Annotated in this window: 20 protein-coding genes; 17 read left to right on the top strand and 3 right to left on the bottom strand. The window is 68.7% G+C overall.

All coding sequences use genetic code 11. The annotated features are described in order from the left end of the window. The 15 genes from EPN29_03670 to EPN29_03600 all read left to right on the top strand — a co-directional run bounded on the left by EPN29_03670 (position 1) and on the right by EPN29_03600 (position 16,332). Positions 1 to 846 carry an MBL fold metallo-hydrolase gene (locus EPN29_03670; GenBank protein TAN34471.1) on the top strand — a complete coding sequence of 282 codons (846 nt, stop codon included), beginning with the start codon at positions 1 to 3 and terminating at the stop codon, positions 844 to 846. A gap of 60 nt (positions 847 to 906) precedes the next feature. Then, positions 907 to 2,418 carry an ATP-binding protein gene (locus EPN29_03665; protein ID TAN34470.1) on the top strand — a complete coding sequence of 504 codons (1,512 nt, stop codon included), beginning with the start codon at positions 907 to 909 and terminating at the stop codon, positions 2,416 to 2,418. Then, positions 2,408 to 3,253: a DNA-protecting protein DprA gene (dprA, locus tag EPN29_03660; protein ID TAN34469.1), complete on the top strand. Its 846-nt coding sequence runs from the start codon at positions 2,408 to 2,410 to the stop codon at positions 3,251 to 3,253. The genes EPN29_03665 and dprA overlap by 11 nt, the downstream gene beginning before the upstream one ends. Before the next feature lie 117 nt (positions 3,254 to 3,370). Then, on the top strand, positions 3,371 to 5,641 hold the full coding sequence (gene topA, locus EPN29_03655; GenBank protein ID TAN34468.1) for a type I DNA topoisomerase: 2,271 nt from the start codon (positions 3,371 to 3,373) through the stop codon (positions 5,639 to 5,641). 49 nt (positions 5,642 to 5,690) lie between these two features. Beyond that, complete coding sequence (locus EPN29_03650) at positions 5,691 to 6,776, top strand: hypothetical protein (GenBank protein ID TAN34467.1); 1,086 nt, start codon at positions 5,691 to 5,693, stop codon at positions 6,774 to 6,776. A gap of 122 nt (positions 6,777 to 6,898) precedes the next feature. Then, the gene (gene rpsB, locus EPN29_03645; GenBank protein ID TAN34466.1) at positions 6,899 to 7,747 is read left to right on the top strand and encodes a 30S ribosomal protein S2; all 849 of its coding nucleotides are present in this window, start codon (positions 6,899 to 6,901) and stop codon (positions 7,745 to 7,747) included. Between the two features lie 14 nt (positions 7,748 to 7,761). Further along, the gene (gene tsf, locus EPN29_03640; GenBank protein TAN34529.1) at positions 7,762 to 8,361 is read left to right on the top strand and encodes a translation elongation factor Ts; all 600 of its coding nucleotides are present in this window, start codon (positions 7,762 to 7,764) and stop codon (positions 8,359 to 8,361) included. Positions 8,362 to 8,452: 91 nt separating this feature from the next. Beyond that, entirely contained in the window at positions 8,453 to 9,196 is a 744-nt protein-coding gene (locus EPN29_03635) for a UMP kinase (protein TAN34465.1), read from the top strand. Beyond that, complete coding sequence (locus tag EPN29_03630) at positions 9,196 to 9,750, top strand: ribosome recycling factor (GenBank protein ID TAN34528.1); 555 nt, start codon at positions 9,196 to 9,198, stop codon at positions 9,748 to 9,750. Before EPN29_03635 ends, EPN29_03630 begins: the two co-directional genes overlap by 1 nt. A 153-nt stretch (positions 9,751 to 9,903) precedes the next feature. Then, positions 9,904 to 10,656 carry a di-trans,poly-cis-decaprenylcistransferase gene (gene uppS / locus EPN29_03625; GenBank protein TAN34527.1) on the top strand — a complete coding sequence of 251 codons (753 nt, stop codon included), beginning with the start codon at positions 9,904 to 9,906 and terminating at the stop codon, positions 10,654 to 10,656. Further along, positions 10,617 to 11,498, top strand: a complete 882-nt coding sequence (locus EPN29_03620) for a hypothetical protein (GenBank protein TAN34464.1) — start codon at positions 10,617 to 10,619, stop codon at positions 11,496 to 11,498. The genes uppS and EPN29_03620 overlap by 40 nt, the downstream gene beginning before the upstream one ends. Further along, positions 11,495 to 12,589 (top strand): 1-deoxy-D-xylulose-5-phosphate reductoisomerase, encoded by a 1,095-nt coding sequence (locus EPN29_03615; GenBank protein ID TAN34463.1) that lies wholly within the window; start codon positions 11,495 to 11,497, stop codon positions 12,587 to 12,589. Before EPN29_03620 ends, EPN29_03615 begins: the two co-directional genes overlap by 4 nt. Continuing rightward, positions 12,586 to 13,656 carry an RIP metalloprotease gene (locus tag EPN29_03610; GenBank protein TAN34462.1) on the top strand — a complete coding sequence of 357 codons (1,071 nt, stop codon included), beginning with the start codon at positions 12,586 to 12,588 and terminating at the stop codon, positions 13,654 to 13,656. The genes EPN29_03615 and EPN29_03610 overlap by 4 nt, the downstream gene beginning before the upstream one ends. Continuing rightward, positions 13,657 to 14,793 carry a flavodoxin-dependent (E)-4-hydroxy-3-methylbut-2-enyl-diphosphate synthase gene (locus EPN29_03605; GenBank protein ID TAN34461.1) on the top strand — a complete coding sequence of 379 codons (1,137 nt, stop codon included), beginning with the start codon at positions 13,657 to 13,659 and terminating at the stop codon, positions 14,791 to 14,793. A gap of 72 nt (positions 14,794 to 14,865) precedes the next feature. Further along, entirely contained in the window at positions 14,866 to 16,332 is a 1,467-nt protein-coding gene (locus tag EPN29_03600; protein TAN34460.1) for a proline--tRNA ligase, read from the top strand. Between the two features lie 19 nt (positions 16,333 to 16,351). Here the strand turns inward: EPN29_03600 and EPN29_03595 are convergent, their stop codons facing one another. Then, positions 16,352 to 19,333 carry a GAF domain-containing protein gene (locus EPN29_03595; protein ID TAN34459.1) on the bottom strand — a complete coding sequence of 994 codons (2,982 nt, stop codon included), beginning with the start codon at positions 19,331 to 19,333 and terminating at the stop codon, positions 16,352 to 16,354. A gap of 76 nt (positions 19,334 to 19,409) precedes the next feature. Between EPN29_03595 and EPN29_03590 the strand changes: the two genes are divergently transcribed. Both EPN29_03590 and EPN29_03585 read left to right on the top strand, forming a co-directional pair. Then, positions 19,410 to 21,536, top strand: coding sequence for a bifunctional (p)ppGpp synthetase/guanosine-3',5'-bis(diphosphate) 3'-pyrophosphohydrolase (locus tag EPN29_03590; protein TAN34458.1), 2,127 nt, complete (start codon positions 19,410 to 19,412; stop codon positions 21,534 to 21,536). A 2-nt stretch (positions 21,537 to 21,538) separates the two neighbouring features. After that, positions 21,539 to 22,156: an MBL fold metallo-hydrolase gene (locus EPN29_03585; GenBank protein TAN34526.1), complete on the top strand. Its 618-nt coding sequence runs from the start codon at positions 21,539 to 21,541 to the stop codon at positions 22,154 to 22,156. Positions 22,157 to 22,386: 230 nt separating this feature from the next. Here the strand turns inward: EPN29_03585 and EPN29_03580 are convergent, their stop codons facing one another. After that, entirely contained in the window at positions 22,387 to 23,313 is a 927-nt protein-coding gene (locus tag EPN29_03580) for a type II secretion system F family protein (protein ID TAN34457.1), read from the bottom strand. Next, positions 23,310 to 24,260, bottom strand: coding sequence for a hypothetical protein (locus tag EPN29_03575; protein ID TAN34456.1), 951 nt, complete (start codon positions 24,258 to 24,260; stop codon positions 23,310 to 23,312). The genes EPN29_03580 and EPN29_03575 overlap by 4 nt, the downstream gene beginning before the upstream one ends.

Raw genomic sequence — 24,260 nt, 5'->3', positions numbered from 1 at the left:
GTGCGGTTGGGCGACCTGGAGCTTCACCTACTGGTGTCGAGCCGCTGGAAGGCGGATGGCGGCCTGATGTTCGGGGTCGTCCCGAAGGTGCTTTGGGAAAAGCAGAAGCCGGCGGACGGGAACAACATGATCGACTGTGCCTGCATCGGCCTGATCGCCCGGGTGAACGGCCGCGTCATCGTCTGCGAGACCGGCATCGGCACCAAGCTCAGCGAAAAGCGCGCGCAGCAGGTTGCGCTGCGCGAGCCCGAAGGCCTGCTGCAGTCGCTGCAGCGCCTGGGGATCCGTCCGGACGAAGTCGACGCCGTCATCACCACGCACCTGCACTGGGATCATGCCGGCGGCCTGACGCGACGCGACGCGCGGGGCGGTCTCGAGCTGACGTTCAAGCGGGCCCGGCATTTCATCCAGCGCAGCGAGTGGGACTTCGCGCTGCATCCGGACGTGCGCAGCCAGGCAGGGTACCTCACAGACGATTTCACTCCCCTCGACGAAGGCAACAGGCTCGTCGAATTCCTCGATGGGGACGCCGAGGTGCTGCCCGGGGTCCACGTCCGCCACGTCGGAGGTCACACTCCCGGCAGCCAGGTCCTGGTGCTGCGCTCCGGCGAGCTGGCCTGCGCGGTGACCGGCGACCTGGTTTGCCAGACACCCAACCTACGGGTGCCATGGACGATGTCCGCCGACATCGAACCCCTCCGGCTCCTCGAGCAGAAGGCGCGCCTGCTGGATGAGGCGGAGAAGCACCGGTGGCTACTGGTCCTGAGCCATGAACCGGACCAGCCGGCGGGGTATCTGGAGGCTGGAGGGCGCTGGCGCCCCGAGCCTCGGCTCGCCGGCTCCTGAGGGTTTAGGCCCTTAACAGCCTGGGCTGCCATCGGGCGGCCCGACCGCTACGGTCGTCCCGTGCTTGCCGCGGTCGACTCCTGCCTGCTCGTCGGTCTCGATGTCCGGCGGGTCGAGGTCCAGGCGGACATCGCCGGCGGCGAGGTCAGGTTCTTCCTCGTCGGACTGGCGGCGACCTCGGTCAAAGAGGCCCGCGAACGGGTCCGCTCCGCCATCCGCAACAGCGGCCTGGAGTTTCCGGTGCGCCGCCTGACCGTCAACCTCGCGCCGGCGGAGCTGCGCAAAGAGGGCACCGCGTTGGACCTGCCCATCGCCGTCGCCATCGCCCTCGCCAGGGCCGCCAAGCCACCGCCGCCACGGACCGCGTTCCTGGGCGAGCTCGCGCTCGATGGCGCGGTGCGCCACGTCGACGGAGTGCTGGTGGCGGCCCGAGGCCTGCGGCAGCTGGGTTTCGAGCGCATCTTCGTCCCGGCCGCCGATGCGGCCGAGGCCGCGCTGGTGGACGGGATCGAGGTGGTGCCGTGCGCCCATCTTGCCGGTGTCGTCGCCCACCTCCTCGGGGAGGAGCGGATCGAACCTCAACCCCGCTCGGAGCCGGCGCTGGATCCGGGCGGCGGTGGCGCCGAGCACGACCTCGCCGAGGTCCACGGCCAGGAGGAGGCGAGGCGGGCGCTGGAGGTCGCTGCCGCCGGCGGGCACCACCTTCTGCTGAGCGGCCCGCCGGGCGCGGGGAAGACCATGCTGGCCCGCTGCCTGCCGGGGATCCTCCCGCCGCTGGAGCTGGAGGAAGCGCTCGAGGTGGCGCAGGTGCGGAGCCTGCTTGGCGAGCTTCCCGCCAATCGCCCGCTGGACTGGCACCGGCCGTTTCGGGCGCCGCACCACGGCGTCTCGATGGCCGGCCTGATCGGCGGCGGGGCAGGGCTGGCGCTGCCCGGCGAGATCAGCCGCGCGCATCACGGAGTTCTCTTCCTGGATGAGCTGGCGGAGTTCCAGGCCCCGGTGCTCCAGGCGCTGCGCCAACCGCTCGAGTCCGGCCGGGTCGGCATCACGCGGTCGGGCGGCTCGGTCGTCTATCCCGCGCGGTTCGTGCTCGTGGCGGCGACCAATCCGTGCCCCTGCGGGTGGGCCGGCGACGGGCTGAGGGCGTGCCGGTGCACCCCGGCCCTGATCGACACGTACCAGCGCAAGCTGTCCGGTCCCCTGCTCGATCGCATCGATCTGAAGGTCGGCGTCAGGCGCGTGAGGCTCGAGACCCTGGCCTCCGAGCCGCAGGGGGAATCGTCGTCGCAGGTCCGCGAGCGGGTCCTGGCGGCCAGGCGCCGCCAGCTCGCGCGGCAAGGCTGCCTGAACGCGCAGCTGAAACCCATGCGCCTGCGACAGCTGGCCGGCCTCGAGCCGGCCTCGCGCCGGACGCTGGAGCGGTGGTCGGAGCAGCGGGGTCTGACGGCTCGAGGGTTCCACCGCGCCTGGAGGGTCGCCCGCACGTCGGCCGACCTCGAGGGGGCGGCGAACATCGGCGAGCGTCACATTCTCGAGGCGCTCGGCTACCGGCTGCACGACCTTGCCGCCTGAAGCACCACCGGCGTTGCGTGCTCGCGGCCGGTGGCCGCCCCCCGAGGGGCCGCGGGTCGCGATCGTCGGTTCGCGCCGCCCGTCACCTTACGGTGAGGCCGTCGCCGAGCAGCTCGGTGCGGACCTGGCCCGCGCCGGGGTGGTCGTGATCAGCGGCCTGGCCCTCGGCGTCGACGCCGCCGCCCATCGCGGCGCCCTCAACGGCGGCGGCATCACCGTCGCCGTCATGGGCACGGGCGTCGACGTCGTCTATCCAGCCGCGCACAGCCGGCTGGCCGAGGAGATCATCGCCGCCGGCGGAGCGCTGGTCAGCCAGTTTCCGGACGGGACCGCGCCGCGGCGTCACAACTTTCCCGCACGCAACTTCACGATGGCGGCGCTGGCGGACGTTGTCGTCGTCGTCGAGGCGGCGGAGGGCTCAGGCGCGCTCATCACGGCCGAAGCCGCGCTCGACCTGCATAAAGAGGTAATGGCGGTGCCGGGCAGCGTTTTCTCCGCGCTGTCGGTGGGCACCCACGCCCTGATTCGCGACGGCGCCGGGCTCGTGCAAAACGCGCGTGACGTGCTGGCGCTGCTGGGCCTCGTGCGGGAGGTCCTGGACGACCCCCTGGCGGCCCCGAGCCGTCTCGGTTTTGGCCTGCCGGCCGAGCGTGACGGCATCCTTGCGCATCTCTCGGACGTCCTGGCCCTGAGCGCAGCGGAGATCGCCCGAAAGCTGCAGCTGCCCGTCGCCGAGGTGCTCGGGCGGCTGACCGCGCTCGAGCTCGACGGCGCAGTGCGCCGTCACCAGGACGGCTACATTCGGGCATTGCGTCGCGGCAAACAACGGGCGTAGGATTGCGCGCCTCAGACCGGAGCCCCGGCAGCAAGCCGGCCGGTCGGAAATAACCAGGAGGCGCCCTCTCCTCGCCGGGTCTCACCCGGAGGGGCCGAGGGCCATGTTGGAGGTGCTGTGCCCGAGGGTCTGATCATCGTCGAATCCCCCGCCAAGGCGAGGACTCTGAAGCGGTTTCTCGGTGACCGCTATGACGTCCGCGCCTCGATGGGCCACGTCCGCGACCTGCCCGAGAAGGAGATCGCCGTGGACGTGGAAGCCGGCTTCAAGCCTCGCTACGAGGTGGTCGAGAGCCGGCGGAAGACGATCACGGAGCTTCGGTCGGCGGCCAAAGCGGACACCGAAGTCATCCTCGCGTCCGACCCGGACCGTGAGGGGGAGGCGATCGCCTGGCATCTCTCCGAGGTCCTGAATCTTCGCTCACCGAAGCGGATCGAGTTCCACGAGATCACCTCGGAGGCGGTCCGCAGGGCGTTGGAGTCTCCCCGCGAGATCGACATGCGACTGGTCAACGCCCAGCAGGCGCGCCGGGTCGTCGACCGGCTCGTCGGCTACCGGCTGAGCCCGTTCCTGTGGAGCAAGGTGCAGAAGGGCATCGGCGCCGGCCGTGTGTCGTCGGTCGCCCTCCGGCTGGTCTGCGACCGAGAGGATGAGATCCGAAAGTTCGTCCCGGTCGAGTCGTGGACGATCGACGTCGAGCTCGCCAAGCAGGCGAGCGGCCAGCATTTCCTCGCCCGGCTCAACCGCCCCCGCACGGCGCCGCCGGAAGGCGGTGGCGACGTCAAGTTCGAGGTCCGCACCGAAGCCGAGGCGCAGGCCATCGTGCGCCGGCTCGAGGGCGCGAGCTACCGAGTCATGGGCGTGGAGAAAAAGCGCCGGACGAAGAGCTCGAACGCGCCCTATATCACCTCGACTCTGCAGCAAGACGCCTCGAGCCGCTTGCGTTTCGCGCCGCGGCGCACCATGCGCACCGCTCAGCAGCTTTACGAGGGCATTGAGCTTGGCGACGAGGGATCAACCGGACTGATCACCTATATGCGCACCGACTCGACCCGGATCTCCGCCGATGCCGAGAGCAAGGTCAAGGATTGGATCAAGGAGAAGCACGGCGACAAGTACATCGGGACCGCGAGGGCCGTCAAGTCGAGCCCCGGGGCGCAGGATGCGCACGAGGCGATCCGGCCCACCGATGTCAATCGCACGCCGGAGTCGATCAGGCAGCACCTGAACCCGGACCAGCTCAAGCTGTACGAGCTCATCTGGCGGCGGTTCGTGGCGAGCCGGATGGCGCCTGCCGTCTACGACCAGACGCAGGCCGAGATCGAGGGCGGCGAGTACATCTTTCGCGCCAACGGCTCGGTGCTGGCGTTTGATGGCTTTTACAAGGTGTGGCCGCGCGATGAGAAGGAGGAGCCTGACCTGCCCGAGCTGGCGGCAGACGAGGCGCTCGACGATCACGGGCTCAAGCCTGAGCAGCACTTCAGCCAGCCGCCGCCGCGCTACTCGGAGGCGACGCTCATCAGGGAGCTCGAGCAGCGAGGCATCGGCCGGCCCTCCACCTACGCCCCGATCGTCGAAACCATCAAGGACCACGGCTACGTCGAGCTGAAGGAGCGCAGGCTGCATCCGACGCGGATCGGCGAGGCCGTCAACACGATCATGGTCGACCACTTCAAGGTCATCTCCGACGACGACTACACGGCGACGCTGGAGAAGCGGCTCGACGAGGTCGAACACGGGAACCAGGAATGGGTGCCGGTGGTCAGCGATTTCTACGGCCCGCTGCAGCGCATGCTCAGCGCCGCGGAAGAGGCCATGCCCGCCGACACCGATGAGGTGTGTCCTCTGTGTCACGAGGGCCACCTGGTGCTCAAGGCCAGCCGGTTCGGCCCGTTCATGGGCTGCTCGCGATACCCAAAGTGCAAGTTCCGCCGGGCGCTCACACCGGACGGCGAACCGCCGCCACCGAAACTGCTCGAAGAGGCATGCCCGCTGTGCGGCAAGCCGCTGCAGCTGCGCTCCGGCCGATACGGCGAGTTCGTCGGCTGCTCCGGGTACCCGGATTGCAAGTACATCAAGCGCGACGCCTCGCAGACCGAGGCCAAACCGACCGGCGAAAAGTGCCCGCAGTGCGGGGAGGGGCAACTCGTCGAGCGCACCGGGCGGTACGGGCCGTTCGTCGCCTGCTCCCGCTATCCCGAGTGCAAGTACCGCGCCAACATCGGCAAGGACGGCAAGACGCGCGAGGGCCCCAAAATGCTGGACGAGCCGTGCCCGGTGTGCGGCAAGCCGATGGTGGAGCGGCGCGGCCGGTACGGGACGTTCAAGTCCTGCTCCGACTACCCCAAGTGCCCGGGTCCGAAGGGGGCCAAGAAGGCCGAGGCCTAGACCGCAAGGCGTTCGCGTAACGTTCGGGAATACGGTGGTTGCTGAGGCCATGAGAGCACGGGCGCTTCTGGCGGGCGCAACGCTGCTGACGCTCTCCTGCGGCCAGGTGGCGATTTCGACGGTGCACAGCCCGTACCCGAGCGCGTCGTCGAGCCGGGTGGCCGGCGCTTCCCCGGGTGCAGGCCCGTCTCCGCAGGCGCCGCATTACGGGCTCCTGCTTTCGGCGGGAACCCTCGAGGTGATCCGCCCCGATGGTGGCGTCGCGGCGAGCGCGACGGTCGCCGCACCGTCCTTCCAGTCTTGCGGTCAGGGCGTGGGCGCGGTGCTGCAGCCGCCGGTGAGCGCCACCTCAGACGAGGTGTTCTTTCGTGACGGTGACACGCACATCCGCTACCTGAGCCCCGACGGCCGCACGGGCGACGCGACCACGGTCCCGGGCGGCGCGACGACCATCAGCTTCTTCTCGGTCAGCCCGGACGACCAACGGATCGCCGTCGTGGTCGAGGACATGTCGGCGGCGAGCGCCATCGGGCTGAGGCTGTACGTCGAAGACCTGCATGGCCGCGGCCACCACGTGGACATCTACAGGGCGAGCGTGCCCGAAGGCAAGGGCGCGACCACGCTGTGGCCGATGGGGTGGCGTCAGGGCCGGCTGGTCATGGCGGTATGGGCGGCGTGCACCTTCGAGCAGGTCCCGTATCCCCAGGAATGGCATGTCGTCGACGCGGCGACCGGGGCGCGGCAGGCGACGATCGGCAACGTCGGCTGCGTCCCCAGCATCTGGCCCTCGGCCGCCGGGGTCGCCTGCGTGGACTCCACGCAGGCGCGCATCTACGACTGGACGGGAAAGCTCAAAGCGATGGTCGCGACGCAGGTCGGGCAGGCGGAGCTCTCGCCCTCAGGTCAACGGCTGGCAGCTGCCGGCAGCGGGGGAATGGGCGACCCGTCGCCGGCCACGACCGCCTTCAGCGTCGACGGCAGCTCCTCGGTGACGACCCCCGGACACATGGCCTGCCTGTGGATCGACGAGGACCATCTGCTCGCCCCCGACGCGGTGATCACGTTGCCCTCCGGCGCCGCGACCCCGCTGGACGCCAGCGGCGTCTGCGCCGGCCGGTTTCCCGGGGGCCTGTGAGTGGGTATACTCCCTTGGCCAGTCGCGCTCGGCGCGGTTGAGTTAGCACGTCCGGGGCAAAGCCCCTGTCCTTCGCAAGAAGGCCGGAACCGGGCGGAAGTTCAACAGGGAGGCAATCCAACGTGGCTCAAGTAACGCTGAAGCAGCTGCTGGAGGCAGGTGTCCATTTCGGCCACCAGACCAGCCGCTGGAACCCGAAGATGCGGGCCTACATCTTCACGGCCCGCAACGGCATTCACATCATCGACCTGCAGAAGACGGTCCGGCTGCTCGACGAGGCGTGGGACTTCGTCCGTGGCGTTGCCGCCAGCGGGCGCCCGGTGCTGTTCGTCGGCACCAAGAAGCAGGCGCAGGAGACCATCCAGACCGAGGCCGCGCGCTGCGGCATGTACTTCGTCAACCGGCGCTGGATGGGCGGCATGCTGACCAACTTCAGCACGGTGAAGAAGCGCATCGAGCGCCTGCAGGGGCTCCGCAAGATGCAGCAGGAAGGCCAGTTCGAGCAGATGACGAAGAAGGAGGCGAAGCGCCTCCAGGACGAGCTCGACCGGCTGATGTTCCATTTCGACGGTATCGCCGACATGAAGCGGCTCCCGGGGGCTCTGTACGTCGTCGATCCCCGCAAGGAGCACATCGCGGTCACCGAGGCGAACCGGCTCAAGATCCCGGTCGTTGCGATCACCGACTCCAACTGTGACCCGGATCTGATCTCCTACGTCATCCCGGGCAACGACGACGCGATCCGCGCCGTCAAGCTGCTGACCGGAAAGATCGCCGACGCGTGCCAGGATGGTCGCCAGGAAGCGCAGGCACGCGGCGAGATCCTGCCTGAGGTGGAGGAGCGCGAGTTCCTCGAGACGCCTCGATACGAGGAGATCGAGGAGTACCTGGAAGATGAGGAGGACTACCTGCCGACGGTTTCGGAAGAGGAGTTCATTGGCACCGCCGCCGACGAGGAGGAGGTGCGCTAGTGGCGCAGGTATCCATGGATCTCGTCAAGAAGCTGCGCGAGCTGTCCGGCGCGGGGATGATGGACTGCAAACACGCGCTGGAAGAGGCCGAGGGTGATGTCGACAAGGCCTACACGATCCTGCGGGAGAAGGGCGTCGCCAAAGCCGCCAAGCGCGCCGGCCGGTCGACCGGCCAGGGCGTGGTCGAGGCTTATCTCCACAAGCTCGGCGACGACTTCCCGCCCCAGGTCGGCGTGCTCATCGAGGTCAACTGCGAGACCGATTTCGTCGCCAAGGGCGACGACTTTCGCAAGCTGGCGAAGGAGCTTGCCCTCCAGGTTGCGGCCACTAGTCCCCGGTGGGTCTCGCGCGAAGAGGTGCCGGACGAGGTGCTCGTCGCGGAAAGAAACCTCTACGAGGCGAAGGCCGAGCAGGAAGGCAAACCAAGTCAGGTGATCCCCAAGATCGTCGAAGGCCAGGTCGAGAACTTCGTCAAGGAGACCTGTCTGCTCGAGCAGCCCTACTGGCGCGATCCCAAGCACACCGTGCACGACCTGGTCGCGGAGCACATCTCCAAGCTCCAGGAGAACATCACGGTGCGACGCTTCGCGCGATTTAACATCAGGGAATCCTGATCCGCCCGACGGCCGGCTCGCGCAAGGCGTGCGACCGCCAGGCCCGCGCAGGGCGCACTATCACAACGGCGCGCGCAGGGCGCACTATCACATGACGCAAGAAGTGGGGGATCGCTCGCCGAAGTACAACCGCGTTCTGCTCAAGTTGAGCGGTGAAGCCCTCGGCGGCGCGCGCGACTACGGCATCGACCTCGAAGTCGTGCAGACGATCGCGATCCAGGTCAAACGCGTGCACGAGATGGGCGTGCAGACCGCGCTCGTCGTGGGTGGGGGCAACATCTTTCGCGGCCTGGCCGCCAGCGAGCGCGGCTTCGATCGCGCGACGGGCGACTACATGGGAATGCTGGCCACGGTCATCAACGCCCTGGCGCTGCAGGACGCGCTGGAGCGCACGGGCATCCCGGCGCGCACCATGACCGCCATCCAGATGCCCCAGGTGGCCGAGCCGTACATCCGCCGGCGCGCGGTGCGCCATCTCGAGAAGGGCCGGGTGGTCATCCTCGCCGCCGGCACCGGCAACCCGTACTTCACCACCGACACCACCGCTGCGCTGCGGGCGGTGGAGATCGAGGCCGACGTGATCCTCAAGGCGACCAAGGTGGACGGCGTCTACACCGCCGACCCCAAGCGCGACCCGACCGCGGTCAAGCTCGAGCGCCTCGGCTATCTCGAGGTGCTCAACCGTGGCATCGAGGTCATGGACAACACGGCGCTGACCCTGTGCATGGACAATGATGTGCCGATCGTGGTGTTCAATCTGCTGGTGCCGGGCAACATCGAGCGGGTCGTCCTGGGCGAAGAGATCGGGACCCTGGTCGGGGCGGCGGCGGGATGATCGACCCCATCCTGCGGGAGGCCGAGGCGAAGATGGCCAAATCGGTGGACCACTTCGCGGCGGAGCTCGCCACCATTCGCACCGGCCGGGCCAATCCCGCGTTGATCGACAAGGTGATGGTCCCCTACTACGGCACCTCCACGCCACTCAACCAGCTGGCGCAGATCAGTGCTCCGGAGCCGAGACTGCTCGTCGTGCAGGTTTACGACAGGAGCCAGATCGGCGCCGTGGAAAAGGCGCTGCGCACCAGCGAGCAGGGTCTCAACCCGGCGAGCGACGGCCAGGTCATCCGCGTGCCCATCCCGCCGCTCACGGAGGAGCGGCGCAGGGAGTACGTGAAGCTCGTCCGCCAGAAGGCGGAGGAGGCACGCGTCGCCATCCGCAACGTCCGGCGCGACGAGATCCACCGCGTCGACCAGATGCAGAAATCGGGCGAAGTGGCCGAGGACGACTCCAAGCGCGCGCATGCCCGGCTGCAGAAGATCACCGAAGTCCAGATCGAGAGGATCGATGCCCTGGGGGCGCGCAAGGAGTCCGAGGTCATGGAGGTCTAGAGGCGCGAGGGGACCAGCATCCTCCGAGCCCCCGGTGTGACGTCTCGCCCGGCGAACCTTGGCTGGGCGCGGCCGACCGCCGGCCCGGGGCGCCACTCTGGGTACGCTTTGAGGGACTTGGACTCTCAGGTTCCCCGGCACATCGGGATCATCATGGACGGGAACGGGCGCTGGGCCCGCCGCCGCAGCCGGCCCACCAGCTTCGGCCATCGGGCCGGCGTGCGCGCGATCAAGCGAGTGCTCGAGGGATGCGAGCAGCTCGGCGTGGAGGTGCTGTCCGTCTACGCATTCTCAACCGAGAACTGGACGAGGCCTCGCGCTGAGGTTCGGGCGCTGATGCGGCTGTTCCACGAAACGATGCAGCGAGAGATCGACGAGATGCATCGGCGTGGGGTCCGTATCGTGGTCAGCGGCCGCCGCGACGAGCTTTCCCCCCGCATGCGTGAGCGCATCGACGAGGCGATGGCACGGACCGCTCGCAACACCAACGGCGTGCTCAACGTCTGCCTCAACTACGGCGGCCGCGCCGAGCTCGTCGACGCGGTGCGGCAGCTGGTGGCCGACGGAATGGCGGCGGGCGATATCGACGAAGCGGCCATCGCCTCGCGCCTGTACAACCCCGACCTCCCCGACCCCGACCTCATCATCCGCACGGCCGGTGAGAGACGCGTGAGCAACTTCCTCCTCTGGCAGGGGGCCTATGCGGAGATGCTGGTGACCGAAACCTTGTGGCCCGACTTCGATCTCGACGACCTGAAGGCGGCGATCGCGGACTACGCCGGGCGCGTGCGGCGCTTCGGCGGCCGGCCCGACTTGGGCGGTACGCCTGAGCCCATGGCCCTTGCCCCGCAGGAGGGAGGGCCGGGATGGGGGGGCGGAGCCGCCGCCGACCCCGGGCGGCGGTGACGGCCCAATCCCGCTCGCTGACGGGGGGCTGGAAGCCCAGCCCGTTGATGGTCCGCATCCTGAGCGCGTTCGTGATCCTGGCGATCGTCATCGGCCTGGCGCTGGCGGGAACGTACGGTGCCTACGCGCTGGTGGTGCTGCTGGCCGGGCTCGCGCTGTGGGAATTTCGCGGCCTGTCGGAGGCGATGGGCTCGCGCGCACCAAGCTGGCTGCTCTTCCCGCTGGGTGCCTTCTTTGCCTTCAGCGGCACGGCGCTGAAGCAGATCGACGTCACCTTGGTCCTCGCGCTTGCGCTGGTGGGCGGGCTGGCGGCGTTCCTGGTGGTGCCCGGCCGCCGCCAGGGCCTCGGGCGGTGGGCGATGGGGATGGCCGGCGCCCTGTACATCGGAATGCCGTTCAACTACTACCTGCTGCTCTACACGTCAAAGCCGAACGGCCTGGTCTGGGCTCTCTTCACCATCTTCGCCGTCGTCGTCAGCGACGCCGCCGCCCTTCTCGTCGGCAGCCGTATCGGGCGGACTCCGTTCTTCTCGACGATCAGCCCGCACAAGACGGTTGAGGGCGCGGTGGCGGGAGTGCTCGGTGCGGTGGTGGTGATGCTCACGGGCGTCTCAGGCGTCCTCGGCCTCTCGCCTTTCCACGCGGTCTTGCTCGGAGTGCTGATCGGAGGCAGCGCCGAGGTCGGCGACCTCGTCGAGTCTCAGATGAAGCGCATCGCCGAGGTCAAGGACTCCTCGCACCTCATCCCGGGCCACGGCGGTGTCCTGGACCGGCTGGATTCGATCCTGTTTCCCCCGATCCTCGTCTACTTCTACGTGACGATGTTCCACCTCCTGGGATGACCCGACCGATCAACGTCGCCGTTCTCGGCGCCACGGGCTCGATCGGCCGGCAAACCCTGGACGTCATCGACCGGAATCCCGCTCGCCTACGGCTCTTCGGCCTCACGGAAGGCAGGCGCTCGACCAGGCGCAGCGCGGAGCACGTGGTGCAGGGAATGGCCGGGGAGAAGGACTTTGACGCCCAGGTGGAGGCGATGGTGACCGATCCACGGTGCGACCTGGTCGTGGTCGCCATCCCCGGCGCGCGCGCCCTGGCGCCGACCATGGCCGCGCTGCAAGCCGGCAAGGAGGTGGCGCTGGCGACCAAGGAGGTCCTGGTGATGGCCGGGGCCCTGGTCATGAAGGCGGCCGGCGAGCGGGGCATCCGCCCGGTCGATTCCGAGCACAGCGCGATCTGGCAGTGCCTTTGGGGCGAGCGTCGCGAGAGCGTGAAGCGCCTCATCGTCACCGCCAGCGGCGGCCCGTTCTGGGCTCACCCGGACCTCGATCTCGACCAGGTCACGGTCGAGCAGGCGCTCAACCACCCCCGCTGGTCGATGGGCCCGAAGGTCACGGTCGACTCGGCCACGCTGATGAACAAAGGGCTCGAGGTGATCGAAGCGCATCACCTGTTCGGTATCTCGCTCGATCAGGTCACGGTCTGCATCCATCCGCAGAGCGTCGTCCACTCCATGGTGGAGTTCGTGGACGGGTCGGTGAAGGCGCAGCTCGGGCGCCCGGACATGCGCCTGCCGATCGCCGTCGCCCTCGGCTACCCGGAGCGCCTCCCGGACGCCGTGCCGCCCATCGGCCTCGAAGAGCTGAGCGGGCTCGAGTTCCACGCCTTCGACGAGACCCGGTTCCCAAGCGTGCGGCTGGCCCGCCAGGCCGCGGCGGCGGGTGGGGGACACCCGGCGGTCTTGAACGCCGCCAACGAGGAGGCCGTGAACGCGTTCCTGGCCCGCGACATCCCTTTCAGCCGCATCGTGGGCACGGTCGAGCGGGCGCTGGCCGGGTTTCCCGGCGGCGGGGACACGATGCAAGACATCCTCGAGGCGGATCGTTGGGCGAGGGAGTACGTGAAGGTCAAGTCCGGTAGGCTGGAGCCATGAGCGATTGGCTCACCCCGCTCCTGTATGTGATCGGAGTCGGAGGCATGTTCCTGCTCCTGATCGCGCCTCACGAAGCCGGCCATTTCCTGTTCGCCAAGCTCTTCAAGGTCCGGGTGATCGAGTTCTCGATCGGCGCCGGCATGAGGCTGTGGTCGTTCACGAGAGGCGGGACGCTGTACGCCCTGCGGGCGCTGCCCATCCTCGGCTACGTCCGGATGGGCGGCATGGAGGCCGGAGACTTCGCCGATCCCGGCGGCTTCCATTCCAAATCCCCCGTCCAGAGGATCGTCATCCTGGCGGGCGGCCCCGCGGCCAATTTCCTGGTGGCGATGGTGCTCATCGCCGGGTTCGGGCTGACGCAGTTGAACAGCGATCCCGGCAAGGTCTTCAGCGTGGTACCCGGCTCGCCCGCGGCCGGGGCCGGATTCCAGCCCGGCGACAGCATCCGGTCGGTCAACGGCAAGCCTCTCGGCGCGCCCGGCCTGATCCTCCAGGAGGAGGCCGCCGCGCCGGGAGCCGCTCTCCTCGTCGGCGGGGTGCACGCCGGCGGGCAGCCGTTCACCTACGTCGTCGTCCCGCGATGCGATCTCCAGGGCCACTGCCAGGTCGGCGTCGGTATCGCCCGGCGCTTGGCCACGGTGCAAACCGCGATCACCGACGGGATCACCTTCCCGTTCGTGGCGACTGGAGGCATCGTCCAGGGCCTGTGGTCGCTGATCACCGGCCAGGTGCCGGGAGGCCTGCTGGGGCCGCAGGGGCTCACGGGCCCGATCGGCATCGCCGACACCGCGGCTCAGGCGGTGAGCCAGGGCCCTCCGACCTACATCTTCCTGGTCGCGCTCCTGTCGGTGGCGCTCGGCTTCACCAACCTCTTGCCGCTGCTCGCGCTCGACGGCGGGCGGATCGTGGTCGTCGTCATCGAGTGGCTGCGCCGCCGGCCGTTCGACCGCACCAGCGAGCTGAACTTCCAGCGGTGGGGACTGGTGGCGCTGCTCGGCATGGCGGCCGTGATCAGCTTCCTCGACATCCAGCGCATCGCCACGGGTCAATTTCCGGGGGTCCGCTGAGTGACGCAGGTCACCCGCCGCAAGTCCATCCCGGTCAACGTGGGTGGCGTGGTCATCGGTGGGGCCGCGCCGATCGCGGTCCAGACCATGACCAAGACCGACACGCGCGACGTCAAGGCGACACTGCGCCAGATCCACGAGCTGAAGGAGGCCGGCTGCGAGATCGTCCGGCCCGCGGTGCCCGACCACGAGGCCGCGGAGGCGCTGAGGGCGATCGTCAAGGGATCGCCGCTGCCGGTCATCGCCGACATCCATTACGACCACACGCTGGCGCTGATGGCGATCGAAGCCGGGGTGCACTGCCTCCGCCTGAACCCGGGCAACATCCCCGACCGCGACAAGGTCGTCAAGGTCGTCGCCGCGGCCAAGGAACGCCAGATCCCGTTCCGCATCGGGGTCAACGCCGGGTCGCTGCCGGAAGAGGTGCACAAGAGCATGCGAGAGCAGCACCAGATCGACCGCGACGACCGGGAGCGGACCGCCGACCGCATGGTCGAGGTGGCGTTGGGCCACTGCCAGATCCTCGAGGACCTGGACTACGGGCCGGGTTTCATCAAGGTCTCGCTCAAGGCGACCGACGTCTGGACCAACGTGATGGCGAACCGCAAGTTCGCCGCCGCGCGCCCGTACCCCATCCACCTGGGCGTCACGGAGTCCGGCCCGGTCGAGGCCGGCAGCATCCGGAGCGCGGTCGGGCTCGGCATCCTCCTCAGCGAAGGCATCGGCGACACGATCCGCGTCTCGCTCGCCACCTCGGATCCGCGCGAGGAGGTGCGCGTCGCCCACGAGGTGCTCAAGACACTGGCGTTCCGCAACGAGAGCGCGACGCTGGTCGCCTGCCCGACCTGCGGACGTCTCGAATACGACATGGTGCCGACCGTCAAGGCGGTCGAGGCTCACATCGCCCGGCTCAAGGTCCCGATCACGGTCGCGGTCATGGGCTGCGTGGTCAACGGCCCGGCGGAGGCCCGCCACGCCGACATCGGCGTCACGGGCGGCCGTGGCAAGGGCGTGATTTTCAAGCACGGTAAGCTTTACAAGACCGTGCCCCAGGAGGAGCTGCTGCCCGTGCTGCTGGCCGAGATCGACGCGATCGCGGCGGGGCAGACACCCGCCCCGGCCCCGCTCCCGCGCTAGCCCGCGTCACGCCGTCGATGCGGGCGTTCATCGAGTTTCGCATTCAACCATCAAGACTCGGGAGCCATTCGCATGACACAGGACACTGAGGAGCAGCTGGACTTCGTCAAAGACATCACCAAGATGTCGGACGACTTCGACCGTTGGTACACCGACGTCATCCGCAAGGCGGAGCTTGCGGATTGGTCCGGCGTCCGCGGCATGATGGTGGTGCGCCCTTATGGCTGGGCGATGTGGGAGGCCATCACGCGGGCCTTCGACGACATGATCAAGGAGAGCGGGCACGAGAACTGGGCCTTCCCGCTGCTGATCCCACGCGAATTCTTGATCAAAGAGGCTGAGCACATCGAGGGCTTCGCGCCCGAGGTCGCGTGGGTGACCCGAGCCGGCGCTGCGCAGGAGGACCTCGAGGAACCCCTGGCCGTGCGTCCGACGTCGGAGACGATCGTCGGGTCACTGATCAAGAGGTACATCCAGAGTCATCGCGACCTGCCCAAGCTGACCAACCAGTGGAACAGCGTGGTGCGATGGGAGATGCGCTCGCGCCTCTTCCTGCGCACCCGAGAATTCTTCTGGCAGGAAGGCCACACCTTCCACGCCAGCGGCCAGGAGGCCATGGATGAGGTCGACCTGATCCTCGGCTACTACCGTTCGATCGCGGAGGATTGGCTCGCGGTGCCGGTGATCGCCGGCAAGAAATCAGCCGCCGAGACGTTCGCGGGTGCCGTGTACACCCTCACCCTCGAAGGCCTGATGCGCGACGGGCTCGCGCTCCAGATGGGGACGTCCCACTACTTCGGGCAGAACTTCGCGCGCGCCTATGACATCTCCTTCTCCAACAAGGACAACGAGCGTGAGCTGTGCTACTCGACCTCGTGGGGCATCAGCACGCGCCTCGTCGGGGCTCTGGTGATGGCACACGGCGACGACTCAGGCCTGATCGTGCCTCCGAGGGTGGCGCCCACCCAGGTGGTGGTCGTCCCGATCTACCGGGACGCTGACGGCCGCGCCAAGGTCGAGGCGTTCATCAAGAGCTGGAGCGCGGAGCTCAAAGCCGCCGGCATCCGGCACCGTGTCGACTGGCGTGAGGAGAGGCCGGGCGACAAGTACGCCCACTGGGAGCTGAAGGGCGTGCCTCTGCGCCTGAACGTCGGGCCTCGGGATGCGGACGCCGGGCAGGTGGAGATGGTGGACCGGCTGTCGCGCCAGAGGGTCAGCGTCCCCGTGGCCGGGATCGCCGCGCGCCTGAGTGACGAGCTGGACGCGTTCCAAAAGAAGCTGTACGACCGAGCGCTGGACTTCCGGCGCGCCAACACCCACGAGCTTTCGACGCTGGCCGAGGTGGTCGCGCACTTCAAGGAGCGTGGCGGGTTCGTCTGGGCGCCCTGGTCCGGCGATGCCGAGTGTGAAGCCCGGATCAAAGAGGAGGCGGGCGGCGTCACCATCCGGGCTCTGGACCCAGACGAGAAACCTTCAGGCAAGTGCCTGGTCTGCGGCCGGCCGGCCAAGCACCGGGTGGCTCTGGCGAAGGCCTACTAAGGGCGGGGAAGGCCGCGGCTCAGGAAGTCGGGTTTTCGAACGCTCCGATCGCCGGCGCGTCGCGGTACATGGACTCCTGCTCGACCAGCTTCAACGTGCCGTGGGCGGCGGCGTCGAGCACGGCTTCGGCGACGTCCGGGTGGAAATGCGTGCCCGCGCCGGCGCGCACCTGGTCGATCGCGACCGACAGCGGCATCCCGCGGCGATAGGGACGGTCCGAAGTCATCGCGTCGATGGCGTCGGCGGCGCTGACGATCCAGGCGTAGAGCGGCAGCTCGTCGGCCTTCTTGCGATCGGGGTATCCCCTGCCGTCATACCGCTCGTGGTGTGATCGGACGATGACCAGCTCGTCGGTGAGCATCCGCAGCCCGCTGAGGATGTTGAAGCCCACGACGGGATGCTCCTTCATCTTCGCGAACTCCGCGTCGGTGAGCTTGCCGGTCTTCTGAAGGACGGCGTCCGGGACCCCGATCTTGCCGATGTCGTGGAGTCGGCCGCCACGCTCCAGCCGCACCCACGCGCCCTGGTCCTTGGGTGAGTACTTCATCTGGCGCGCGATCACCAGCGCGTACTGGGTGACGCGCTGGGAGTGGCCCGCCGTGTACGGATCACGCGCGTCGACCGCGTTGGCCAGCGCCTCGAGCGAGGCGAGGATGACCTCTTCGCGGTCCTTGAAGAGCCGGGCGTTGTCGATGGCGACCGCCGCCTGCGCGGCGAGCTCCGTGACCAGGTTGCGGTGATCCGGAGTGAACGCATGACCGACCTGGTAGTGGGCGAGGAAGAGGACGCCGGTGGGCTTGCCGCGCAGGGTGATGGGGACGCAGAGGACGGCGCGCGGGTTCAGCGGGCTTTCGGTCAGAGTCTCAGGCTTCAGGGCCTCCATGAACGGAGCTCCGGAGGCCATGACGTCGCGACAGATGTCGCCGCCCAGACCCAGGGCGAGCTTCTCCGCCGTCGTGGAGTCCGTGCCGAAGCCGCCCTTGAGGATGAGCCTGCCCGACTCCTCGAGGGCCAGGCATCCGATCTGAGCGCTTGACGCCTTGGCGGCGCCGGCGAGCACCTGCTGCAGGACCTGGTTCAGGTCCAGGGTGGAGGTGGCGGCCTGCAGCGCCTCCTGCAGGTTCCGGAGCTCCCAGATGCTGCGCTGGTTGTTGTCGTAGAGCTCCGCGTTCCTGACCGCCACCACACCCTGGTTGCCGAGCGTTGCCAGCACGCGCTGGTCGTCCTCCGTCCACTCGCGCTTCTTGACGTCGAAGACCGATAGGGTGCCCCACAGCCGTCCGTCCTCGAGCATCGGCATGCAGATGGCGGCCCGCAGGCCGTACTCGAGCAGGTCCGGAGGGGAGTGCAGGTCGAAGCTGGCGCTGATGTCGGGCACCGCGGTCGCGCGCCCGCTCAGCATCACCGCCCCGACGATTCCCTGCCCGTTCTGGAATTCCATCTCGTCGACGGAGGCGGGGAAGCCCAGCGACATGATGGCGGCCTGATTGCCGTCCGAGGTGGTGCGGGTGAGCAGCCCGGCCGTGCCCATCGTGACCCGCACCGCGGTCTCGAGCGTCTTTCGCTCCAGCACCTTCGAACCCTGGGTGACGGTCGTCAGCGCCTGCGAAACCTCGCCGAGCGCGTCGAGAGCGGTGTCCAGCTTGGAAGCCTGACCCGCCGCCGCCTGGAGGAGCCGTGAGTTCTCCACCGCGATCCCGGCCATCGACCCCAGCTCATCGAGGGCCGCGACGTCCCGCTGGCTGAATCCGGTCGGTCCGCTCCTGCCAAGGCACAGCGCGCCGATCACGCCCTCCTTGCCACGGATGGGGGTGAGCGCTTCGTTGGCGGTCCCGCCCGCGTGGTCGGGCCCAACGCCGCTGTAGATGTGCTCGTCCTCGGTGATGAGGTTGCGCAGCACGGTCTCACCCTCGCGGACTCTTGCCATCGGCGCCGTCAGGGGCGCCGGGTCAGCCGAGCCGAGGATGACGAACGAGTCGTCCGGCCCGAACAGCGCGGCGCGGCCGGCGTCATAGCGGATGACCTGCTTGCCCTTCTCGAGGACGAGCTCGAGCACGTCGTCCATGGTCTTGCCCGAGGCCTCCTTGACGAGCTCGTTCATGAGCGTGTAGCGCTCCGACTGCCGGCGCGACAGGTCGACCGCGTTGGCGCTCGCCAGCTGCGAGCCGGCACGCAGGGTCAGCGTGGTGGCCAGCCTGCGGTGGTCGTCGGTGAAGGCGCCGGCCCGGTTGCCGAGCAGGATGAACCCGCCGACGTGCTCTCCGATCGGCATCGGCACCGCCATGAGGCTGTGGACCTGCAGGTCGTCGGGCAGATAGTTGACGAGTTCGCTCAGCAGGGTCGTGCCGGTGCCGGCGAACGCCTTTGCCGACTCGATCGCCGTGATTAGCGGGCCGGGCTTTTCAGTGCCGCGACTCACGGGCTGCGGATGAAGGCGGTCCAGGCCGATTCCCGGCGGTTGCGGTACGAACAGCCGGCCGTCGGCGGACGCCAGGTAGCAGCACGCGAAATCCGCGCCGACCTGGCGCGCGATGTTGGCTGTGAGCGCGCCGATGTCGCCGGGCCGGCTGGACGCCTCCGCCTCCGACGTCGCGGCGAGGAAGGCCCGATGCTTCTCCTCGAGCTGCGCGTTCAGGCTCCGGAGGTCGCGGAGCTGCCGTCTCATCGCCTCGGTGAAGCTGCGGTAGGCGATGCTGCCGACGTAGCCGCCGAGCCCCAGGAGCAGCAGGCCCGCCGCCTGCAGCCCAAGGTTGGCGTCCTGGAGATTGAACTGGGATGGGAGCAGGTTCACCACCAGGGCGGCCACGGCGAGCGGGGCCGCAACCTTCCAGAGGGGGTTGACCACGCCCGCCGCCAGGGCCAGGAGCCCCGCCGCGGCCGCCAGCAGGGCAGCGGGGCCCGCCCGCCCGCTCGCGTTCAGGGACGCGCCGGCCAGGATGAGAACCGCGGTGGCCGCGGAGAACGCGATGCGCAGCGCGAAAGTCGCTCTCTCGGAACCCACTTCGCCTGGGTAAGTCTATGGGCGCGTCCGCCGAGGGGGGACCTGATGCCCGCCTAAACTTCTCAATCGTCAGGAAATGACGGTTTCAGAGCTGCTCAGGATCGCCGACCACCTCGATCTCGAGGGCCAGCAGGTGGTTCGGAAGGCGTACGAACGCGCCGCCAGCGCGCACACGGGTCAGCGCCGGCTGTCCGGCGAGGAGTACGTCAACCACCCGCTGGAGGTGGCCGCCATCCTGGCCGACCTCGAGCTCGACGCCGAGACGATCGCCGCCGCGCTCCTCCACGACACCGTCGAAGACACCGCTCTCACCGCGGAGGAGGTGGTGCGCGAGTTCGGCCCCGAGGTGGGCCGGCTGGTCGACGGGGTGACGAAGCTGGGGCGGATCGCCCTGCGCTCCGACCAGCAGCAGCAGGCGGAGAACATCCGCAAGATGATGGTGGCGATGGCGGAGGACCTGAGAGTGGTCCTGATCAAGCTCGCCGACCGCCTTCACAACATGCGCACCCTCGACCCGCTGCCGGAGGTGAAGCGCCGGAAGATCTCGCGGGAGACGCTGGACATCTACGCTCCGCTGGCGCACCGGCTCGGCATCGGACAGATCAAGTGGGAGCTGGAAGACCTGGCCTTCAAGAACCTGGAGCCCGAGGCGTACGACGACGTCGCCAAGCGGATAGCGAGAAAGCGCACCGAGCGAGAGGCGCTGGTTTCAGACCTGCGCGAGATCCTCGCTCGCGAGCTCGAGGGGGTCGGCATCCGTGCGGACATCACCGGCCGGCCGAAGCACATCTACTCCGTCTGGCAGAAGATGACCCGCGAGAACAAGGATTTCTCGGAGATCTACGACCTGTCGGCGATCCGGGTCCAGGTCGAATCCGTGCGCGACTGTTACGGCGTGCTCGGCGTGGTGCACTCGCTGTGGAAGCCTGTGCCCGGCCGGTTCAAGGACTACGTCGCGATGCCGAAATCCAATGGCTACCAATCCCTTCACACCACGGTCATCACGCACACCGGCGAGCCCATCGAAATCCAGATCCGCACGCACGAGATGCATCGCGTCGCGGAGTTCGGCGTCGCCGCGCACTGGACCTATAAGGAGGGCGGCAAGGACGCGAGCTTCGATCAGAAACTGTCGTGGCTGCGGAGCCTTCTGGAGTGGCAGAACGAAGTCGGCGACGCGGAATCGTTCCTGGACACGGTCAAGGTCGACCTGTTTCAGGACGAGGTGTACGTCTTCACGCCCAAGGGCGATGTCCTCAACCTGCCGGCCGACTCGACCCCAGTCGACTTCGCCTATCGCATTCACACCGAGGTCGGTCACCGGTGCATCGGCGCCAAGGTCAACGGCCGCATGGTGCCGCTCGACTACGAGCTGAAGAACGGCGAGATCGTCGAGATCCTGACGTCCAAGGGTCCCCATGGACCCAGCCGTGACTGGCTGAACTTCGTCAAGAGCGCTTCAGCCAAAGAACGTATCCGCAAGTGGTTCAAGAGCCAGCGCCGCGACGAGAACGTGACCAAGGGCCGCGATCTGCTCGACAAGGAACTCCACCGCATGCACCGGATGAACCTCGCCGACCTCGAGGAGGGCAAGCTCCTGGAGATGGCGAACATGCACAAGTTCGCGGCGATCGACGACTTCCTGGCCGCGGTCGGTTACGGCGACCTGTCTCCGCACGCCGTCGTCATGCGGATGGCGCTCCGCACGGACGGCGCCGGCGACCTGCATGCGATCCCGCTGATCCCCAACGTGCAACCGACGCCGCGGGTGCTGGTTCGCGGCGAGAAGGGGATCTTCACCAAGGTGGCCCCGTGCTGCCAGCCGGTTCCCGGTGATGCCATCGTCGGCTACACGACTCGCGGCAAGGGGGTGACCGTGCATCGTGCCGACTGCATCAACGCCGTCAACGCCCAGGACCGCGCGCGCGTGGTGCCGGTGGACTGGGACTCCGAGGCGTCGCATCTCTACCCCGTCGCGATCAAGCTCGAGGCCTGGGACCGCCAGGGCCTCCTGCGCGACATCGCCACGGTGGTGGCGGAGAACCGCGTCAACATGTCCGCGCTCGAGGTCCACGTCTATGACGACAAGACGGCGGTCGTTTCGGCGACCGTGGAGATCGACTCCCTGGCGCAGCTGTCACGCCTGATGGAAAGGCTGGAAAGCGTCAAGGACGTCCACACGGTCGCTCGCGAAGCCTCGTGAGCATCCGCGTCGAGGCCACCACCGACCGGCGGTTCGGCACCAATTCCTATCTCGTCGAGGACGAGGACACCCACGACGCGGTGGTCATCGATGCCAACCTCGAGCCGGACCTGATGACCGGCCTGGTCCGAAGCCGCGGGGCCAACGTCCGGGCCATCCTGCTGACCCACACCGACGTCGACCACATCGCCGGCCTGCCGGTGCTGCTCGAGGAGTGGGGGCCGATCCCCGTCGCCGTCCACGATGCGGAACGGGAGGTCGTGGCCGAGGGCAGGCCCCTGCGCGGGGGGTCCGCGGCGATGGACCGCATCGAGAACGTGACCAGCCTGGTCGAAGGCGAGCCCTACCGAGCCGGCGCGCTCGAGTTCGAGGTGCTGCACACGCCGGGCCACAGCCCCGGCGGCGTGACGCTGAGGATCGGCAACCACCTCTTCACGGGCGACGCCCTGTTTGCGGGCTCGATCGGGCGCTCGGACTTCGCCAACTCGAACGGCGAGGCGCTGCTCGAGGGTATCCACGCCAAGTTGCTGTCACAGCCCGACGACCTGGTCGTTCACAGCGGCCACGGAGCGCCGACGACCATCGGGCGGGAAAGGCGAACGAACCCGTTTCTGAGCTAGTTTGTCCAGTCGCCGAGCGCGCACCCCTCACCCTGACCCTCTCCCCCGAGGGGAGAGGGGGCGGTTCTTCCCCCACCGACATCGCTTGGCGGCCTCCGAGCGCCACACGCACGCCCTCTTCCCAGCTTTCCGCCCGCTTCACAGTGTCGTCTGTGGCGACTCACCGGCCGGCCGGGCGCGGTGCCGTGCCACCAGGCTGAGTGCCTCGCCTGCTCTGGGGATGGGAAAGGCTAATGGCCGATGCTGAAGACGACGATCAGCGCCGGGCCCAGCAGGATCAGCCAGAGCGTCGGGAAGACGCACCCGACGGTCGGGACGAGGATCTTCAGCGAGGCGCGGGCGGCTTCGGTGCGGATCTTGAGGCGCCGCTTGACTCGCATCTGAGCCGAGTGCGCGGCGATCGTATGGGCGATGGGGACGCCCGTCCGCTCGGCGTGCAGGATCCCGCGCACGAGCGAGGCGAAGTCGTCGACCCCGGTGGCCTCCGCCATGTCCGACAACGCCTCGGCGCGCGGCCGGCCGAGCTCCATCTCGCGCAGGGCGCGTGCCACGAGCAGGGTGAGCGGTCCTTCCTGGTGCCGGACCAGCTGCTCCAGCGCGCGGTCCAGGCCGAGGCCGGCGCTCATGCTGATCGCGACCACGTCCAGGGCGTTGGGCAGCGCCACCTCCAGTTCGGTGCGCCGGTCGCGCACCAGCTGGTCCAACCAGATGACGGGCAGGTAGAAACCGACCGCCACCCCGATCAGGAGGGCCAGGCCGATGGCAAACGGCTGGCCGATGAGCACACCGATCGCCGTCCCGAGCGCCCCCAACGCGGCCGCCGCGGCGATCCGCAGCGTCTGGACGCCCGCCGGGTCGAGGCCCAGCGGCGCGCCGACGAAGTCGAGCTGCCTCTGGAAGTTGGCCGCCTGCGTGGCGGGGGTGAGGCGGTTCATCTGGCGCGCCAGCCAGCGGCGGAACGGCGCCGTGAGGCGCTCGCCCAGCGGTTTCTCGAGCTCGAGGGCGATCGCGTTCTGGCCGAGGGCGATCTCCTGGCGCGCCAGCCGCTGGCGGGCGAGGGTGGCCGCGTCGCCGGTGCGTGCGGCCATGATGCCGGCGGCCAGCAGCCAGGCCCCGGCCGCGGCGACGACGCCGACGATGATCGGCAGGGTGTTCATGCGATCGCGGTGATACGGCGGATGATCAGGTTGCCGACGACCAGCAACCCCGCCGCAAGGAGCAGCATCGCCCAGCCGAGCGGGTTGAGGAACATGGGCCGGAAGTAGCCGGGCACGACCAGGTACAGGAATGCGCCGGCGACCACCGGGAGCAGCGTGATGATCAGGCTCGACGCGCGCGACTGCGCGGTCGCCGCGAGGACCTCCGCCCGCATTTCGGCACGCTGCCGCATCGTGTCGGCCAGGGTGGCGAGGATGGCGGGTAGGTCGCCCCCCACCGTGTGCTGGATGGTGATCACCATGACCACCAGCCGCAGGTCCGCGCTGCCGATGCGCCGCACCATGTTGCTGAGCGCGCTTTCGATTGAGGCTCCGAGCTCGATCTCCCGACGAGCGAGCCCGAATTCGTCGGCCAGGGGCGGGCCGGCATTTTCGGTCACGGCACGCAGCGATTGCACGACCGACTGGCCGGCCTTCATCGAGTTCGCCATCAAATCCATGGCACGCGGCAGGCCCGCGTCGAACTGGCGCAGGCGATGGCCGCGCCGGTTGCGCAGGTAAAAAGCCGGAAGCACATACCCGATCGCGGCGAAGACGAGGATGGGGATGCTGACGCCGAATCGCAGCAGCGCGATCAGCGCCAGGGCGACCGCCGAGCCGGCCTGCACGAAGCGGAACTCGTAGGGACGGAGTTGAAGGTCCGCGCTGGCCAGGTCGGCTGCGAGGGCGCTGGGGTTCTGCATGGCGGCCATCCAGGCCGGTGCGGCGCCTGGCTCGAAACGCCGCCGCAGCTGCTCCCTTACGTCAGCCAGGCTCCGATTCGTGACCCTGGCCGTGGGCCCGCCGGCCGATGCCGCCACCACGCGATTGCGGGTGACGATGCCGTACACCACAAGGCCGACCCCGAAAGCGGCGGCGGCGGCGACCAGCAGGACGATGACCGGCAT

Source organism: bacterium, from assembly GCA_004299235.1.
In the GTDB taxonomy this organism is placed as follows: Bacteria; Chloroflexota; Dormibacteria; order Dormibacterales; family Dormibacteraceae; genus SCQL01.
This window is presented reverse-complemented; position numbering and strand designations above follow the sequence as displayed.

What these genes read in the sequence shown, in the direction of transcription:
- EPN29_03650 (TAN34467.1), top strand. Translation starts at nt 5,691, where the DNA reads ATGAGAGCACGGGCGCTTCTGGCGGGCGCAACGCTGCTGACGCTCTCC.
- tsf (TAN34529.1), top strand. Translation starts at nt 7,762, where the DNA reads ATGGATCTCGTCAAGAAGCTGCGCGAGCTGTCCGGCGCGGGGATGATG.
- EPN29_03635 (TAN34465.1), top strand. Translation starts at nt 8,453, where the DNA reads ATGACGCAAGAAGTGGGGGATCGCTCGCCGAAGTACAACCGCGTTCTG.
- uppS (TAN34527.1), top strand. Translation starts at nt 9,904, where the DNA reads ATGGACGGGAACGGGCGCTGGGCCCGCCGCCGCAGCCGGCCCACCAGC.
- EPN29_03620 (TAN34464.1), top strand. Translation starts at nt 10,617, where the DNA reads ATGGGGGGGCGGAGCCGCCGCCGACCCCGGGCGGCGGTGACGGCCCAA.
- EPN29_03615 (TAN34463.1), top strand. Translation starts at nt 11,495, where the DNA reads ATGACCCGACCGATCAACGTCGCCGTTCTCGGCGCCACGGGCTCGATC.
- EPN29_03610 (TAN34462.1), top strand. Translation starts at nt 12,586, where the DNA reads ATGAGCGATTGGCTCACCCCGCTCCTGTATGTGATCGGAGTCGGAGGC.
- EPN29_03600 (TAN34460.1), top strand. Translation starts at nt 14,866, where the DNA reads ATGACACAGGACACTGAGGAGCAGCTGGACTTCGTCAAAGACATCACC.
- EPN29_03590 (TAN34458.1), top strand. Translation starts at nt 19,410, where the DNA reads ATGACGGTTTCAGAGCTGCTCAGGATCGCCGACCACCTCGATCTCGAG.
- EPN29_03580 (TAN34457.1), bottom strand. Translation starts at nt 23,313, where the DNA reads ATGAACACCCTGCCGATCATCGTCGGCGTCGTCGCCGCGGCCGGGGCC.
- EPN29_03575 (TAN34456.1), bottom strand. Translation starts at nt 24,260, where the DNA reads ATGCCGGTCATCGTCCTGCTGGTCGCCGCCGCCGCCGCTTTCGGGGTC.